Consider the following 14,394-nt stretch of genomic DNA (forward strand, 5'->3'; position numbering starts at 1 on the left):
CTCCTTATGCGGCTTTGGCTTCTGCGATGGCAGGCAGAGAGTCTTTAGGGGCATAAACAGTGCGCAGCACGTTGTAAGCCATGATCAGCATACCCGTTACGAAGAAACAACCACCCAGGAAGCGGACGAAGTAGAACGGATAAGAGGCTTCCAGACTTTCAACAAAGCTGTAAGTCAGGGTGCCGTCTGCGTTCACAGCGCGCCACATCAGACCTTGCATTACACCGGAGATCCACATGGCAACGATATAAAGTACGGTACCGATAGTCGCCAGCCAGAAGTGCAGGTTCACCAGCTTGGTGGAGTACATGCGGCCATGACCAAACAGCACAGGGATCAGGTGGTACAGAGAACCGATAGACACCATCGCAACCCAGCCAAGTGCACCAGAGTGAACGTGACCAATGGTCCAGTCGGTGTAGTGAGACAGTGCGTTTACTGTCTTGATGGCCATCATAGGGCCTTCGAAGGTAGACATACCGTAGAAGGACAGAGATACCACCAGGAAGCGCAGAACCGGATCGGTACGCAGTTTATGCCAAGCACCGGACAGGGTCATGATACCGTTGATCATGCCGCCCCAAGAAGGTGCGAACAGGATCAGTGACATCACCATACCCAGAGACTGAGTCCAATCGGGCAGGGCGGTGTAATGCAGATGGTGAGGACCGGCCCAGATGTACAGGGCGATAAGTGCCCAGAAGTGGACAATCGACAGACGATATGAGTAAACGGGACGCCCGGCTTGTTTGGGAACGAAGTAATACATCATTCCGAGGAAACCGGCAGTCAGCAGGAAGCCTACCGCGTTATGGCCGTACCACCATTGCACCATAGCATCGACGGCGCCACTGTACAGCGAGTATGATTTCCACAGACTGACAGGAACAGCCATGGAGTTCACTATGTGCAGTACGGCTACTGTGATAATGAAGGCGCCAAAGAACCAGTTGGCCACATAGATGTGGGAAGTGGTTCGTTTGATAATGGTACCGAAGAACACGGTCGCATAAGCGATCCAGACTACGGCGATGGCGATATCAATCGGCCATTCCAGTTCGGCATATTCTTTACTGCTGGTGATACCCAGCGGCAGAGTGATTACGGCCGAAAGGATGATGGCTTGCCAGCCCCAGAACGTGAATGCAGCCAGCTTAGGTGCAAACAGACGGGTCTGACAGGTGCGTTGAACGACATAATAGGATGTGGCGAAAAGGGCTGATGTGCCGAACGCAAAGATCACAGCATTGGTATGTAACGGTCTTAAACGACTGAAAGTTAACCAAGGAGTCTCAAAGTTCAGCTGTGGCCAGATTAACTGAGCCGCGATAAGTACACCTAATGACATACCAATAATGCCCCACAAAACTGTGGTTAAGGCAAATTGGCGGACAACGGTGTAATTGTAATCAGCGCCTGTTGGCTGGGAATGGTTCATCATATTGCTTCCACTGCTTATTACTTTTACTTGTTGTTCAGTAAAGGACTGGCCTTTACCTGTTATAAAATGACTCGAGTGAAGGCGTCCCCTATGAGAGTCACACTCTTGTGTCAATGGCTTGGCCTGCATATTTGGAATAAAACGTCAGGCGATGCAATGATACTTGAGCTACATCAAAAAAGATACCAATCTGCCGGACACATTGTTGATCCAGATCAAACTTGACCATAGAATGTTAACACCTTGCAGCATAAGGTGAAATTTTATGCATAGCGTGACTCTTTCCAAGCTATTTTGCGTCGTTTTCAGCCTGTTCGCGCTTCTTGGGTGTGACCAGGCTCAAGTTTCCAGCGCAACCCAATCTGCCAGCGATCCCAGTTTGTGTGATTTTTCCGTGTCTGCTTGTGTTAAAAAATTGGGCGAGCAGCAGATCTCTCTGATGTTAAACCCAGAATATGCCCCCAGCGAAAAGCCTATTCACTGGCAGCTTGGCTTTGATCGCCCAGTGTCCAATCTCAAACTTCGTGTAGAAGGCAGAGATATGTTTATGGGCGTCATTCCTATGACGCCATCTGCCACCGAAGGGGAATCATTTGAGGGCCAGCTGATTTTTGGCTCCTGCAGCAGTGGTTATATGGTATGGCGGGTGTTTGTCAGTTGGCAGCAAGGTACAGAACAGTACTCCACTTGGTTCGACTTTCTTGCTGATAGTCACAAGCAAAAGTAATAAGAATCACCTTATTGACGCGCCATTGGCAACAACTCAAGATCCCGCGTCATCGCGCCAGCTGTTTTTGATTTTGATGAAAACATCTATGTTATCGATAAACAGCTTTAAAAAGTTCGGATCAAAATGGTTGCCGCTGCAGGATTGCATCTCACTCAGTACGTCATCGAGCGGCCAGGCCGGCTTATAGCAGCGGGCATGGGATAGCGCATCGAACACATCGGCAATGGCAACGATTCTGGCAAAAGGGTGGATCTCTTTGCCCGAGAGACCTCTGGGATAGCCACTGCCATCGTATTTCTCATGATGTTGCAAGGCTATGGTGCCGGCAGCCTTTAAAATGGGCCTTTCAGAATTAGCCAGGATCTGATGGCCGATTATCGGGTGTTGGCGCATTACATCCCATTCAATATCGTCCAGTTTCCCCGGTTTGAGCAGCACATTGTCGGGAATGGCTATTTTCCCTATATCATGCATAGGTGCTGCCCGCTTGAGCAGATCGGCTTCAGGCTCCGGCAAACCGGCTATCAGCGCCAGCGCGTGGCAATATTCGGCCATGCGTTTTACATGATTGGCCGCTTCCTTGGAGCGGCTTTCCACCACATCACCAAGACGTAGAATAAGCTCCGACTGAGTATCTTCCACCTCTTGGTTCAGCAACAGGTTTTCAAACGCCATCCCGACATTGATGGCAAAGATGTCGATAAGCTGTTTATCCAGATCGGTCAACTGGCTGACAGAATCCATATAAAGCAGGTTGACCCAGTTATTCTTGGCCGGAAAGTAGCCCACAAAGCAGTTATCCCGATAAAGGCAGCGCTGCTCTTTCAGGGCTTCTTCCATCAGTGAGCGGATCTCTGCAGGCAAGGGCTTTTCGTGGTGGTTGGTAAATTCACCTGTGGCGGCAATGATTTGAATTTTTTTGTTTTCACCAGGCTCAGTCACTGCATCCATAGCGTTACAACCGAGTATGGTTGTAGTGCCTTTTAACTCCAACAAGTTGGCGACCTGAGTCAGTAAGCCATCGGCAAATTTGTGCAGAGTGCGCAGTTCAAACAGGCCAGAAGTCGCTCCGAGTACTCGCTCCAGTCCGCGACGATGATTGAGCTGCATCTGCCGCGCCTGCTCAATTTCGGTAATGTCCCTGAAAGAACGAAGGGCAGAGTAGACACAGGTTGTCAGTTTACGGGAGTCCAGCTCGGCCTTGGCTTTATAGTCATTGATGTCATAGTTGACTATCACGTCCTCTTCCGGCGCTTGCCCGGGTTGGCCGGTGCGGAGAATCAGCCTGATAGCTTTATTTTGCAGCCTTTCACGGATCCAACGTACCAATTCAAGCCCGGCATGATCACTTTCCATCACCACATCAATAAAGGCGACGGCGACATCCTCTTCGCCTTGCAGTAACTCTTTGGCTTGTTCGCCACTATAGGCGTTGATAAAGCTCAAACCGCGGCCATCGAGCTTGAAACGGGAGAGGGCAAGTTTAGTGACTGTGTGCACATCAGGTTCATCATCCACCACAAGTATTTTCCAAGGGGGCAGATTATCTGTGGGGGTTGAAGCTGTCTTAGAGGCAAATAAAGGGCCTTTCTTGGCCGTGTCGATCAGCATCAGTCTGACTCCAATCATTTGAATAGTTTTGATTTACCAATCAAAAGTGTAGTCCAAGCCTAGAGAAGGGCTAGCAATTGTTCACAAAATTGGCTCACGGTGGGATAGGGGGATTTTCAGCAGCGTCAGGATCTACTATATTGAGAATTATTCTCATTAACGAAGGGTGAAAGAATGAAAGCCAACAGCAGAACAATAGCGTATAAAACTGATCAGGAGGTCTGCATGGCGATACCCGTCGCCAAACTGGCTGAGTTGATCCACAAGGGCGAGTTATGTGCCGCGGACTTTCGTTGTCTCGACAGTCAATCCAAAAAGCAGGTTTGGCAATTGTGCCTTTGGTGCTGTAAGCAAAGAGTCCATTGCGATCACCAGTGCAGCCAATGTGAGACAGAGATTAGTGCCGATAAATAACATTATCGGCATTAGTGAAAAAAGGGTAAAATCTATAATAATCATTGCTATAGAATAGGCTTTACCTTGGAAGACAATCAGCCGTTATCTGCCATGCCGTTGTTTGACCGCGCAGACTTACTTTTGCAGGGCAATCCTGTGGTCAACAGCTATATAACCCATTTAAGCCTGGGTAAAGTGGCCGATGCGGGTCTCTTGCTTGAGCATGCAACAGACTGGCTTTACGAACAAAGAGACAGTGAAAACAACTACAAGGCTTACCGGAGTGAACTGACAACCTTTTTTCATTGGTGTTTCGATGTTGCAGGTATATCAGCAGCCAAGGTAGGCAGACGGGAAATAGGACGTTACGTGGCTTATTGTCAGGCGCCACCGACAGAATTAGTGGGTTATTTCAACGTCCCACAATTCAAGACGGATAAGCTCAGTCAGAGCCGGGAACCCAATCCCAGCTGGCGACCGTTTATTGGGCGCAAGGCGCTTGGAAAACCTTTGCCATACAGTCTGAGCGATAATGCCTTGAAGACGAAAATTGCCATACTTTCATCATTTTATACTTATCTTATGAGCGAAGAGTATTGCGAGCGCAACCCGGCGCAACTCTGGCTCAATCACAGCCGCTTTGCTAATAAGAGTAAGTTCAGGTTAGATCCTGCCGAAGAGCAACTTAAGGTGTTCAGTGAGTTGCAATGGTCTTATCTTGTGGCTTGCGTACAGCGACTGGCGGAAACGCTGCCGGCACAACACCAACGCAGTCTGTTCTTGATTAACCTGATGTACGGCTGTTATCTGCGGATCTCGGAAATTGCCGCCCGCGCCGGTTATGCACCAACCATGAGTCAATTCAAGCGTCATAATCACAGTGGCATCTGGTATTTTCATATTCCCAGGAGCAAAGGCGGCAAGGCCAGAAACGTAGCCGTATCCAAGGCGTTGCTGCAATCACTGCAATGTTACCGGCGCCACCTGGGACTGAGCGATTATCCCGAAGCCAATGAAACCACGCCGCTGTTTATACGGCATCGCGCCGCCGGCCGAGGGCGGGAAAGCGGCGTGCTCAATGCCAACCTCGGTATACGTCAACTGCGGGATGAAATTCAGTTTCTGATAAACTGCGCCGCCGATGATGCCGAGAAGGATGGCTTTATCCGTGAAGCCAATGAAATGCGGCAACTCACAGCGCACAGCATTCGTCATACTGGGATCACCCATGACATCAATCTCAACGGGCGACCTTTATCACACGTGCAAGCTGACGCCGGTCATGAAAGCATAGACACAACATCGCAGTACCTGCACACCAGTCAGGAAGAAAGGCACCAGAGCGCATCCGCCAAACCATTGGATCGACTGCAAGGAATTGAGAGTTAATCCAAGGATATTGCACAGAGGTTAAGGTGGCTTAGGAGCAAAAGTTGCCTTAAACCTGGAATTACCGGTAATAACACTCCAGATTTCAAACAGCTGCACATAAAAATGCGCACAATGTATATTATGTTAAATAGAGTCTGAATGAATCTATCTACATATATTCTTTTATTCTTTCTGCTTTCTCTACAAATCCATGCCCCCGCACCCTGCATCATGGATGCCTGTCTCATGTAAAACATACAATAACCAAGAATGTCCTGAATTGCTTATCTTGCAACTACGCCAGATAATTACTGACGTCATTAAGACTAAGTACTTGCCAACGATTTGCCCCATCAATTTAATTAATTTGTCCCACTTAGCTTATGAGTTGCTTTCCCCATAACCCTTGCTTCATCGCGATTGTCTCTACACCTTATAGCTGGCTGGTCTGAAATAACCAGGATCTCGGATGCTTTACTCTATTCAACATAGTTATCAAGAGGCATAGTTATCAAGAGGCTAAGTTTCCATTTGCCGGTCAAATGGCTCCGGTAATTCCAGTGACCTCAACAATGCATTGAGCTATGAACGACATCCCTGAATACCAGTTCTTTCCACATTAGACCCTCCATTGGAGATGTTCCCAAGAAAGGCTTACAGCGCCTTTAAACAACAGCTGTCAATCAAAAATGCAGTGCCAGTCCACATAGCGGCTTAACTTCCTGGCCACGACCATATGTGGGGTCACATCCCCAGTATCATTTCAAAGGTTTGATGTGAGTTGTTCATAGGTTTAAGCATTAATATCAGTAGCCTGTGTTTAAGCCAGCCCTAATTGTAAATGCGAACAAATATCATTTAACGGGTCTGATACTTGTGCTATGTTGCGATTCTTTATCAAACTAATTCTTCGGACATCGCAACTCATGTGGTACCTCCTGTTGATCCTGGCGATGACCCTGGGTTCACTGCTTATCTATTTAGGCAGTAAACACCAGGCCTTGCTTGCCAAACCTTTGCCCTGGCAGGCCAATCTACTGGGCACTTTATTATTGCTGCTGACTCTGCTCGGCTGGGGTTTACTGCTGACGGCTTCGGCCGCACTGTTCTTTTGGCTAATGTTGCTTTCCATGCTGCTGGGCTCCCTGCCCTTTATTTCCCTGCTCAAGGGAGACAACGAATGACAACCATTAAAAAAGATAAAATCCGCCCTGATTGGCTGGGGAAAACCCTTGCCGGCGCCTTGCTGGGCTTTGCCCTGGCAGTAGCACTCAGTGGTATCTTTGCCTGGGTGGGGCCTGGTGGAATAGATGCCAAAGATAAGGTGCAATTCAATATGTGGCTGATAGCGCCACTCTGGCTTTCATTCTTCAGCTTCAGCTATTTGTTCTACAGTGCCCGCCGCGCCATTTTCTGGCTAATGGCGGCCAACGTGCTTGCATGGCTGCTACTATGGTGGGTTAAGTAAATGCAGATCCGCAGCGATATTCTCAGAATTTATCAAACACTTCATACCTGGGTGGGCATACTCGCCGGGATTTTACTGTTTATCGGTTTTTATGCCGGCGCCCTGACCATGTTCAAGGAAGAGATTGCCGCCTGGTCATCACCGCCGCAAACCATTTTGCCACAGGTGAAACTGGAACAGATGGACCAACTACTCAGTGAAGCCAGAGCGCAACACCCTGAGTTAAGTAAGGGTTTCAGCCTTCATCTTGCCAGCGACAAGCATTCGCCTTTGAGTTGGTACGCCTCCGGCAGTGAGCGGCAATGGGGTCTGGGCGATGAGCTTTGGCATGCCAGTTTAAACAATCAAGGTGAGCTCATCTCCCATAAGGAACCCAAGAGTCAACTGGCACGCTTGATAGATGAGCTGCACCGCACCGGCGGTATTCCTGGCGATATGGGACACGAGCAGCTCGGTGCTTATTTTATGGGGGTTGCTGGCATTCTCTATTTTATGGCGTTGGTTTCCGGGGTGATCTTCCTGCTGCCTACTCTGGTGAAAACGCTGTTTGCCTTAAGGCGCAAGAAAGGCCCCAATCGTTTTTGGCTCGACAGCCACAATCTGCTTGGCATCACCGCACTGCCATTTCATATCATTATCAGTGTGACTGTGGTGGTGTTTGTGTTTCACGATCAATTGTACGGCGCCTTGGGGCAGTTTGTTTACGGCGATAAGCCGATGTTCAACCGTGAAGCGCCCAAGGGCGAAGTGCGCTCACTGAGCACCCTGCCCCCGATAACCGAACTGGTTGCTCGGGCCGAAAGCTTCGCGCCCGGTTATCAGACGCTCAGTTTGACCTATATGGGTATGGATACTCCGGCTCCCATGGTCCGGATGGCCATGTATAACGAAGAAGCCTTGATGCGCGGCCCCATAGGAGACTTCCTTTATATCAATCCCTACACCTTTGAGGTGGGCAACAGCACCTTTACTCCGGGTGAAGAAGGCGTTTGGGGCCGGATGGTTTCGGTATTCTTTGGACTTCACTTTGGCTCCTACGGCGGCTATCCCGGTCGCTGGCTCTATTTTTTCCTCGGAATGAGTGGTGCCATGCTGTTTTACAGCGGTAATCTGTTATGGCTGGAAAAGCGCCGCAGTAAACAGCGCAAGGGAGAGCCTATTCCACAGCAACCAAGAAGAGTCAGGCTCCTTGGGGCCGCTACTGTGGGAATTTGCTTGGGTTCAATGTTAGGCGTGGCGCTGGCCATGTTGCTGGGCAAATGGGGATATGCTCATGTAGAGAATATCAATCATCTCTATCTGTGGAGTTACTACGCCAGTTTCCTTTTCGCCCTGGCTTATGCTTTCTGGCGTGGTGCTGCCAGAGCCGCGGTAACGCTGCAAGCACTATCGGCGCTGGTCTGTGTGGCAATGCCGCTGACATCCATGCTGGCGTTGCTGGCACCCGGCCTTGGAATTTGGGCACCGCAGACCCCGGGCACCTGGGCGGTGGATCTTACTGCATTCGGTTTTGCCGCCATCTTTGCCTTTGGCGCACTCAAAACCTTTAAACGAGCGACCCAGGGTCCGACTGACAGTATCTGGGCCATGCCGCAAAAATAGCCTGTTGCTGGGCTGCAAACCAGCATTCAGTCTTAGTCCATTCGTTTGAATCAAACCATAACAAAAGCCCGCGATGCGGGCTTTTGTGTTTTGCAAAATACTTAAGCTTGCCTCAGAAACCCCTTCCCTGAAAATAGGGCCACAGGATAGCCAAGGCGATTGACCACATGGTCAACCAGATAAATCTGTCCAGATAACGCCAGGCCGCGGGACGGCTGAACACGGGAGCCAACAGGCGCGCACCAAAGCTCAAACTAAAGAACCAGATAAAGGAAGCCAGCACCGCACCGGCACCAAACCAGCCCCTGACCTCGGTATCAAACTTTGTGCTTATGCTGCCCAGTAAAACCACGGTATCCAGATAAAGATGCGGGTTCAAAAAGCTTATCGCCAAGGTGGTGATCATCGCCTTGCGAAACGAATCCGCGGCTTCGGTATCCCCGGTCTGCAACCCCTGACTCTTGAACGAGGAACGTAGCGCATTAAAGCCGTACCACAGCAGAAAGGCTGCGCCGCCAAAGCTCGCCAGATGTTTAATGGCCGGTGCGGCCAAGATCAACTGACCAAGCCCGGCAACCCCAGCAGTAATCATCAGGGCATCTATCAAAGAACAGGTCAAGGCGATAGGAAACGGATAGGCACGTTTGATGCCTTGCTTCAATACAAAGGCGTTCTGAGCTCCCACGGCAATGATCAGACTGGCACCTATCCCCATGCCCTGAATGAAAGCGGTTTGCATAATCTCTCCAACAGCAGGTCGTCGCAATAATCGGCGACCAATAAAGGTTTTCAATGGCGGCAGTTTACTCCCGGCAAGAAAATTAATATAACTAATGTTTTTTATTGGTCATTAGCAAAACTTATAATCGAGCAAGGATTAACCCAAGGAGTCGTTATGCTGGACTACAGTCATCTCAAGGCTTTGTCAGTAGTGGTCGCCGAAGGCGGTTTTGAGCGGGCCGCCAAACGGCTGCATGTGACCCAATCGGCGGTATCACAGCGGATAAAGCAGCTGGAAGAAAGAGTGGGACAAGCGCTGCTCATCAGAAGTAACCCTGTAGTGCCGACACCAACAGGCAAACGGCTCTTGCGCCACTATGCTCAGGTCGAATTGCTGGAGACTGAACTCAGAGCCGAAATGGACGCCGACGATCCGGCCATGCCCACTGTAGTGAGAATTGCGGTGAACGCCGACAGTCTGGCAACCTGGTTCCTGCCGGCTATCAGTGCTATGTTCGCCCGCCGCGGTTGGCTGTTGGAGCTGATTGTGGATGACGAGTCTTACACTCATCACCTACTGAAAAACGGTGAAGCGGTTGGCTGCGTGACCACCTTGGGGCAAGCGATGAACGGCTGCTCCAGCGAGTTTCTCGGGGTGATGGAGTATGCCTGTGTGGCCACGCCTGAGTTTGCCGAACGTTATTTCGACGGTCTGCCGAATACCGACTCACTTGCCTCGGCACCGGCAGTGGTGTTCTCCACCCGCGACAAGCTGCATGAAAAGTACTTGAAGCGCTACTTCGAGATGCTGCCGGGACAATGGTGGCAACACACAGTACCTTCATCGGAAGGCTTTCTGGAAGCGATTTTACAAGGGTTGGGTTATGGACTGGTGGGCCATCTGCAAGCACAGCCGCTGCTGGCATCCGGGCGCCTGATAGAGCTGACACCCATGATGCGGATGCGGGTGCCACTCTATTGGCAGCACTGGAACCTCAAGGCCAAGCAGACCACGTTGGTATTCAGGGCATTGGCGGCAAGTGCCAGAAACCACTTGTTGCCCGAATGAATAGCGATTGAAAAAACACAGGCGACCTTAGGCCGCCTGTATCAGTTAACTTGAAATTGACCGCCTTATTCGGCTTGCGCCTCTAAAGCGGCTTTGGCCGCATCGGCTTCGGCGTTGGGCCAGGCGTTCAGTACAGCCTTGACCAGCGAGGCCAGCGGGATGGCGAAGAACACGCCCCAAACGCCCCAAAGGCCGCCGAAGACCAACACTGCTGCGATAATGATCACCGGATGCAAGTCCACCGCATCGGAGAACAACAAAGGCACCAGCAGGTTGCCATCCAGCGCCTGAATGATGCCGTAACCCAGCATCAAATAACCGAACTCGGGGCTGACACCCCACTGGAAGAAGGCAACCAGGGCAATCGGTAAGGTCACCAAGGTGGCACCGACATAAGGAATGAGCACTGAAAGTCCAGTCAACACCCCGAGCAGCGCCGCATAACGCAGATCCATCAGGGCGAAGAACACGTAACTCACGACCCCGACAATCACAATTTCAATCACCTTGCCGCGAATGTAATTGAAGATCTGCTGATTCATCTCGAACCAAACCTTACGGGCCAGCTCACGATTGCTGGGGAAGAAGCGCTTGCTGCCGCGGATCAGCTCATCTTTATCCTTGAGGAAGAAGAATACCAGCAGCGGCACCAGGATGGCGTAAACCATCAATACCAGCAAAGAGGCCGAATAGCCGAGGAGCTGAGTGGCAATATCCAAAAGATGCTGGGTATCGAGCAATTTTTTGAGTTCGGACACCATGGTATCGAGCTGATCTGTTGAGATAAACTGCGGATACTGTTGCGCCTGCTCCTGTAGCAGGATTATTCCCTTATCGAGCATGTTGGGCAGATCGCTAAGCAGTGCTGCCCCCTGGCGCCAGATGCTGGGGATCAGGCCAAATGACAACAGGATCATTAAGCCGATAAAGAGGACCAATACCAAAGAGGCGGCCGCAGTGCGGCTTACCCCTATCCTCGCCATTTGTGCCACCGGCCACTCCAGCAAAAAGGCCAATACCAGAGCGACCAGCAGCGGCATCAACAAACCACCGGCAAAGTAGATGGTCAACGCAATGCCAAGCAGAATAAACAATAGTGTCAGAGCCTGAGGATCACTGAAGCGGGCTTGGTACCAACGACTCAAATAGCTAAACATCCGGGATTCCTGTGCTGATGATGGCTGCGCCATCTTGATTATCGCTTCATCAAGAAGCTGTCTAGTTAGATTCTGCGCTTCTACCCTGTTGGGCAACTGAGACATGTAAACGCAAAACGGCCGACTCATCGGACGCTATCCGACAATCATAACCCTGTTTTTTGGCGAAACGGGGAACATCCTGCCGCGATCCTGGGTCTGAAAGCAAGAGACACAGAGTTTCACCGGGCAGCAAACGTTTCATCGCCATCTTGGCCTTGACCAGGGCTTCGGGACAACGACTCTGAGTTAAATCAATTAAAACCATGATGAGCTTGCTAAACATAAACCTCGGCTATTATCCTAAGTTGCAACTGAAACCACAAGCCAGGCAGTTATGCATTAGTGGCATACAGGAAATCTAATCAGCTTGAGTACTTTGACTTTTTCCAAGTTTCGACAATCCATTCTGGCCGGTGCCACAACTCTTTTACTCGCCACCGCCAGCCATAGTTTCGCCAATAACGACCTGCCGGATCTCGGTACCGCCGCCGTCAATACCTTCAGTCTCGAAAAAGAGATGGTCTATGGTGACGCCTATATGCGGGTCATTCGTTCCCAGGCGCCTGTGTTATCCGATCCTGTGTTGAGCCAATACGCCACTGAGCTGGGTAATAAATTGGTGGCGCATGCCACCGGGGTTAAGACCCCCTTCTATTTCTTCCTGCTACGAAACGATGAAATCAACGCCTTTGCCTTCTTTGGCGGCCATGTGGCAATCCACACCGGATTGTTTCTCAACGCCGACAACGAAAGTGAATTGGCCTCGGTACTGGCGCACGAAATTACCCACGTAACCCAGAGGCACTTGGCGCGCTCACTCGAAGCCCAGGAGAAAGCCAGTCCGGCCACCATTGCCGGACTACTCGGCGCTATCTTGCTGACCATAGCGGCGCCTCAGGCCGGGATGGCGGCGCTGGCCACCACTCAGGCATTATCGACCCAGTCCAAAATAAACTATACCCGGCTACATGAAAAAGAAGCCGACAGGATAGGCATGCAAATTCTGGTGGAATCCGGTTTCGATCCCAATGCCTCGGCCAACTTCTTCGGTAAACTTGCAGCCCGTTATCGCTTTACCTCCAAGCCGCCGCAAATGCTGCTGACTCACCCACTGCCCGAATCGCGGATAACCGATGCCCGTAACCGCGCGGCTCAGTACCCCCACAGATATGTGGCAGACAACCTTAATTTCCATTTGGCCAAGGCCAGGATCCAGGTGCGCTTTTCCAGCTATAGCGACGATGCGGCACTGTCGCTGTTTGAAACCCAGTTAGCCAAGCACAACTACGCCTTTAAAGATGCGGCCCTCTATGGCAAAGCATTGGCACTGTTTCGCCTCAAGGACTTCAAACAGTCTGAACAACTGATAGATCAATTATTGGAAAAAGATCAGGACAACCTCTTTTATCTCGACACCAAAACCGATCTGCTGGTGGAGCGTAACGATTATCAGGGCGCGATAAAGATGTTGGAAGCCCAAAGACGCCTCAAACCCACCTCTCAAGTGATCAACGCCAACCTGGCCAGCGTTTATCTCGAAAGTAAACAGCCGCAGCTGGCTATCCCTATTCTCGAGGATATGGCGTTTCTGGATAAGCAAAATCCCTTACCCTATCAATTGCTGACCGAAGCTTACAAACAAACCGGTAACAAGACGCTGGAACACTTTTCCAATGCCGAATCCATGGCGCTGCGGGCCAATTATAAGGGGGCTATCGATCAGCTCAACTTTGCCTACAAGGCCGCCGATGGCCAGCCTCTGCAGATTGCCAGAATCGAGGCCAAGATACGCCAATTCCGAATCGCCGACAGGGCGCTGGACGAATTGAAGAAATAGTTTGCTTAAACTTTGATTATGCAGGTTTTCATTGGCCCGTTCACCGGGCCACTTTCCCCTGACGTCTGCGCAGATTTTTGCTATCATCGTCGCACTTTTCAGCCAAGGTAAAGAGAAAACCCATGACCCAGGTCACTATTTTCCATAATCCACGCTGCTCCAAGAGCCGCGAAACACTGGCACTGCTGGAGTCCAAAGACGTCGAGATCCAGATTGTCGAGTATCTGAAACAAGTTCCGGATGCTGCCACAATCAGTGAACTGTTGGCCAAACTGGGTATCAGCGCCCGTGAACTGATGCGCACCAAAGAAGAAGAATACAAAGCCCAGGGGTTGAATAATCCTGAGCTGACAGAAGCCCAGTTGATTGCCGCCATGGTAGCCACTCCCAAGTTGATCGAGCGACCAATCGTGCTTGCCAAAGGTAAGGCCGCCATTGGCCGTCCACCGGAAAACGTGTTGGCGATCCTGTAAATGAGCAGTCACGCGCTATTGCAAATCTCACGGAGCGGCTATCTGTTACTGATAGCCTTGTTGGCCTATGCCTTGATCGATAAGGGGCTCAACAGCGAATACTCACTGCTGTTTACCAGTCTTTGGCTGGTGCCCTTGCTGCTGCCGCTACCGGGGATCCTCAAAGGCAATCCCTATACCTTTGCCTGGGCCAGCTTCATTCTTTGCCTCTATTTTCTGCACGGCTTGACCTTGCTCTATATAGCCCAGGGCAATGAATGGTGGTTTGCGTTGATCGAGAGCCTGTTGATCGCATGCTTGCTTATCAGCATGCCCTTCTACGCCCGAAAACGCGGCCGCGAGTTGGGGCTTGGGCTCAAGAAACGCACCAAAAACTGAAAGTTCCCCCCTGAAACCGAGACTTCCAAGGGGGGATTGATAGTTCGAAATGATTCAACGGAAATCTCATCATTCCCTAGCCCAAGAACTGACTATGTT

At 50.6% G+C, this 14,394-nt stretch carries 14 protein-coding genes; 9 read left to right on the forward strand and 5 right to left on the reverse strand.

Annotation, left to right across the window (positions count from 1 at the left end; translation table 11 throughout):
• Positions 1-4: 4 nt before the first annotated feature.
• Complete coding sequence (gene ccoN / locus AYI96_RS09555; RefSeq protein ID WP_028779894.1) at positions 5-1,441, reverse strand: cytochrome-c oxidase, cbb3-type subunit I; 1,437 nt, start codon at positions 1,439-1,441, stop codon at positions 5-7.
• A gap of 265 nt (positions 1,442-1,706) precedes the next feature.
• On the opposite strand from ccoN, the gene AYI96_RS09560 reads away from it, so the two are divergent.
• Complete coding sequence (locus AYI96_RS09560) at positions 1,707-2,168, forward strand: hypothetical protein (protein ID WP_039032949.1); 462 nt, start codon at positions 1,707-1,709, stop codon at positions 2,166-2,168.
• 36 nt (positions 2,169-2,204) lie between these two features.
• Here the strand turns inward: AYI96_RS09560 and AYI96_RS09565 are convergent, their stop codons facing one another.
• Positions 2,205-3,782 carry a response regulator gene (locus AYI96_RS09565; protein ID WP_144361499.1) on the reverse strand — a complete coding sequence of 526 codons (1,578 nt, stop codon included), beginning with the start codon at positions 3,780-3,782 and terminating at the stop codon, positions 2,205-2,207.
• Between the two features lie 507 nt (positions 3,783-4,289).
• Between AYI96_RS09565 and AYI96_RS09575 the strand changes: the two genes are divergently transcribed.
• The 4 genes from AYI96_RS09575 to AYI96_RS09590 all read left to right on the forward strand — a co-directional run bounded on the left by AYI96_RS09575 (position 4,290) and on the right by AYI96_RS09590 (position 8,619).
• The gene (locus tag AYI96_RS09575; RefSeq protein WP_039032948.1) at positions 4,290-5,567 is read left to right on the forward strand and encodes a tyrosine-type recombinase/integrase; all 1,278 of its coding nucleotides are present in this window, start codon (positions 4,290-4,292) and stop codon (positions 5,565-5,567) included.
• A gap of 908 nt (positions 5,568-6,475) precedes the next feature.
• Positions 6,476-6,733, forward strand: a complete 258-nt coding sequence (locus AYI96_RS09580) for a hypothetical protein (protein WP_039032947.1) — start codon at positions 6,476-6,478, stop codon at positions 6,731-6,733.
• Positions 6,730-7,017 carry a hypothetical protein gene (locus AYI96_RS09585; RefSeq protein ID WP_028779881.1) on the forward strand — a complete coding sequence of 96 codons (288 nt, stop codon included), beginning with the start codon at positions 6,730-6,732 and terminating at the stop codon, positions 7,015-7,017. The genes AYI96_RS09580 and AYI96_RS09585 overlap by 4 nt, the downstream gene beginning before the upstream one ends.
• The gene (locus AYI96_RS09590; protein WP_144361500.1) at positions 7,018-8,619 is read left to right on the forward strand and encodes a PepSY-associated TM helix domain-containing protein; all 1,602 of its coding nucleotides are present in this window, start codon (positions 7,018-7,020) and stop codon (positions 8,617-8,619) included. It abuts the gene before it with no gap.
• Positions 8,620-8,731: 112 nt separating this feature from the next.
• On the opposite strand, the gene AYI96_RS09595 is transcribed toward AYI96_RS09590, so the two are convergent.
• Positions 8,732-9,358 carry a LysE/ArgO family amino acid transporter gene (locus AYI96_RS09595; RefSeq protein ID WP_039032945.1) on the reverse strand — a complete coding sequence of 209 codons (627 nt, stop codon included), beginning with the start codon at positions 9,356-9,358 and terminating at the stop codon, positions 8,732-8,734.
• A 156-nt stretch (positions 9,359-9,514) separates the two neighbouring features.
• On the opposite strand from AYI96_RS09595, the gene AYI96_RS09600 reads away from it, so the two are divergent.
• On the forward strand, positions 9,515-10,408 hold the full coding sequence (locus AYI96_RS09600) for a LysR family transcriptional regulator ArgP (protein ID WP_144361501.1): 894 nt from the start codon (positions 9,515-9,517) through the stop codon (positions 10,406-10,408).
• A gap of 65 nt (positions 10,409-10,473) precedes the next feature.
• Here AYI96_RS09600 and AYI96_RS09605 read toward each other — a convergent pair whose 3' ends face one another.
• Both AYI96_RS09605 and AYI96_RS09610 read right to left on the reverse strand, forming a co-directional pair.
• Entirely contained in the window at positions 10,474-11,565 is a 1,092-nt protein-coding gene (locus AYI96_RS09605) for an AI-2E family transporter (protein ID WP_039032943.1), read from the reverse strand.
• Between the two features lie 61 nt (positions 11,566-11,626).
• Positions 11,627-11,872, reverse strand: a complete 246-nt coding sequence (locus AYI96_RS09610) for a sulfurtransferase TusA family protein (RefSeq protein WP_039033027.1) — start codon at positions 11,870-11,872, stop codon at positions 11,627-11,629.
• A 102-nt stretch (positions 11,873-11,974) separates the two neighbouring features.
• Here AYI96_RS09610 and AYI96_RS09615 point away from each other — a divergent pair, with 102 nt between their 5' ends.
• The 3 genes from AYI96_RS09615 to AYI96_RS09625 all read left to right on the forward strand — a co-directional run bounded on the left by AYI96_RS09615 (position 11,975) and on the right by AYI96_RS09625 (position 14,295).
• Positions 11,975-13,444 (forward strand): M48 family metalloprotease, encoded by a 1,470-nt coding sequence (locus AYI96_RS09615; protein ID WP_039032942.1) that lies wholly within the window; start codon positions 11,975-11,977, stop codon positions 13,442-13,444.
• A 122-nt stretch (positions 13,445-13,566) separates the two neighbouring features.
• Positions 13,567-13,917, forward strand: coding sequence for an arsenate reductase (glutaredoxin) (arsC, locus tag AYI96_RS09620; RefSeq protein ID WP_039032941.1), 351 nt, complete (start codon positions 13,567-13,569; stop codon positions 13,915-13,917).
• Positions 13,918-14,295 (forward strand): DUF2069 domain-containing protein, encoded by a 378-nt coding sequence (locus AYI96_RS09625; protein WP_039032940.1) that lies wholly within the window; start codon positions 13,918-13,920, stop codon positions 14,293-14,295.
• Positions 14,296-14,394: the final 99 nt, after the last annotated feature.

It is taken from the genome of Shewanella sp. MSW, assembly GCF_007636515.1.
Classification (GTDB): domain Bacteria; phylum Pseudomonadota; class Gammaproteobacteria; order Enterobacterales; family Shewanellaceae; genus Shewanella; species Shewanella indica.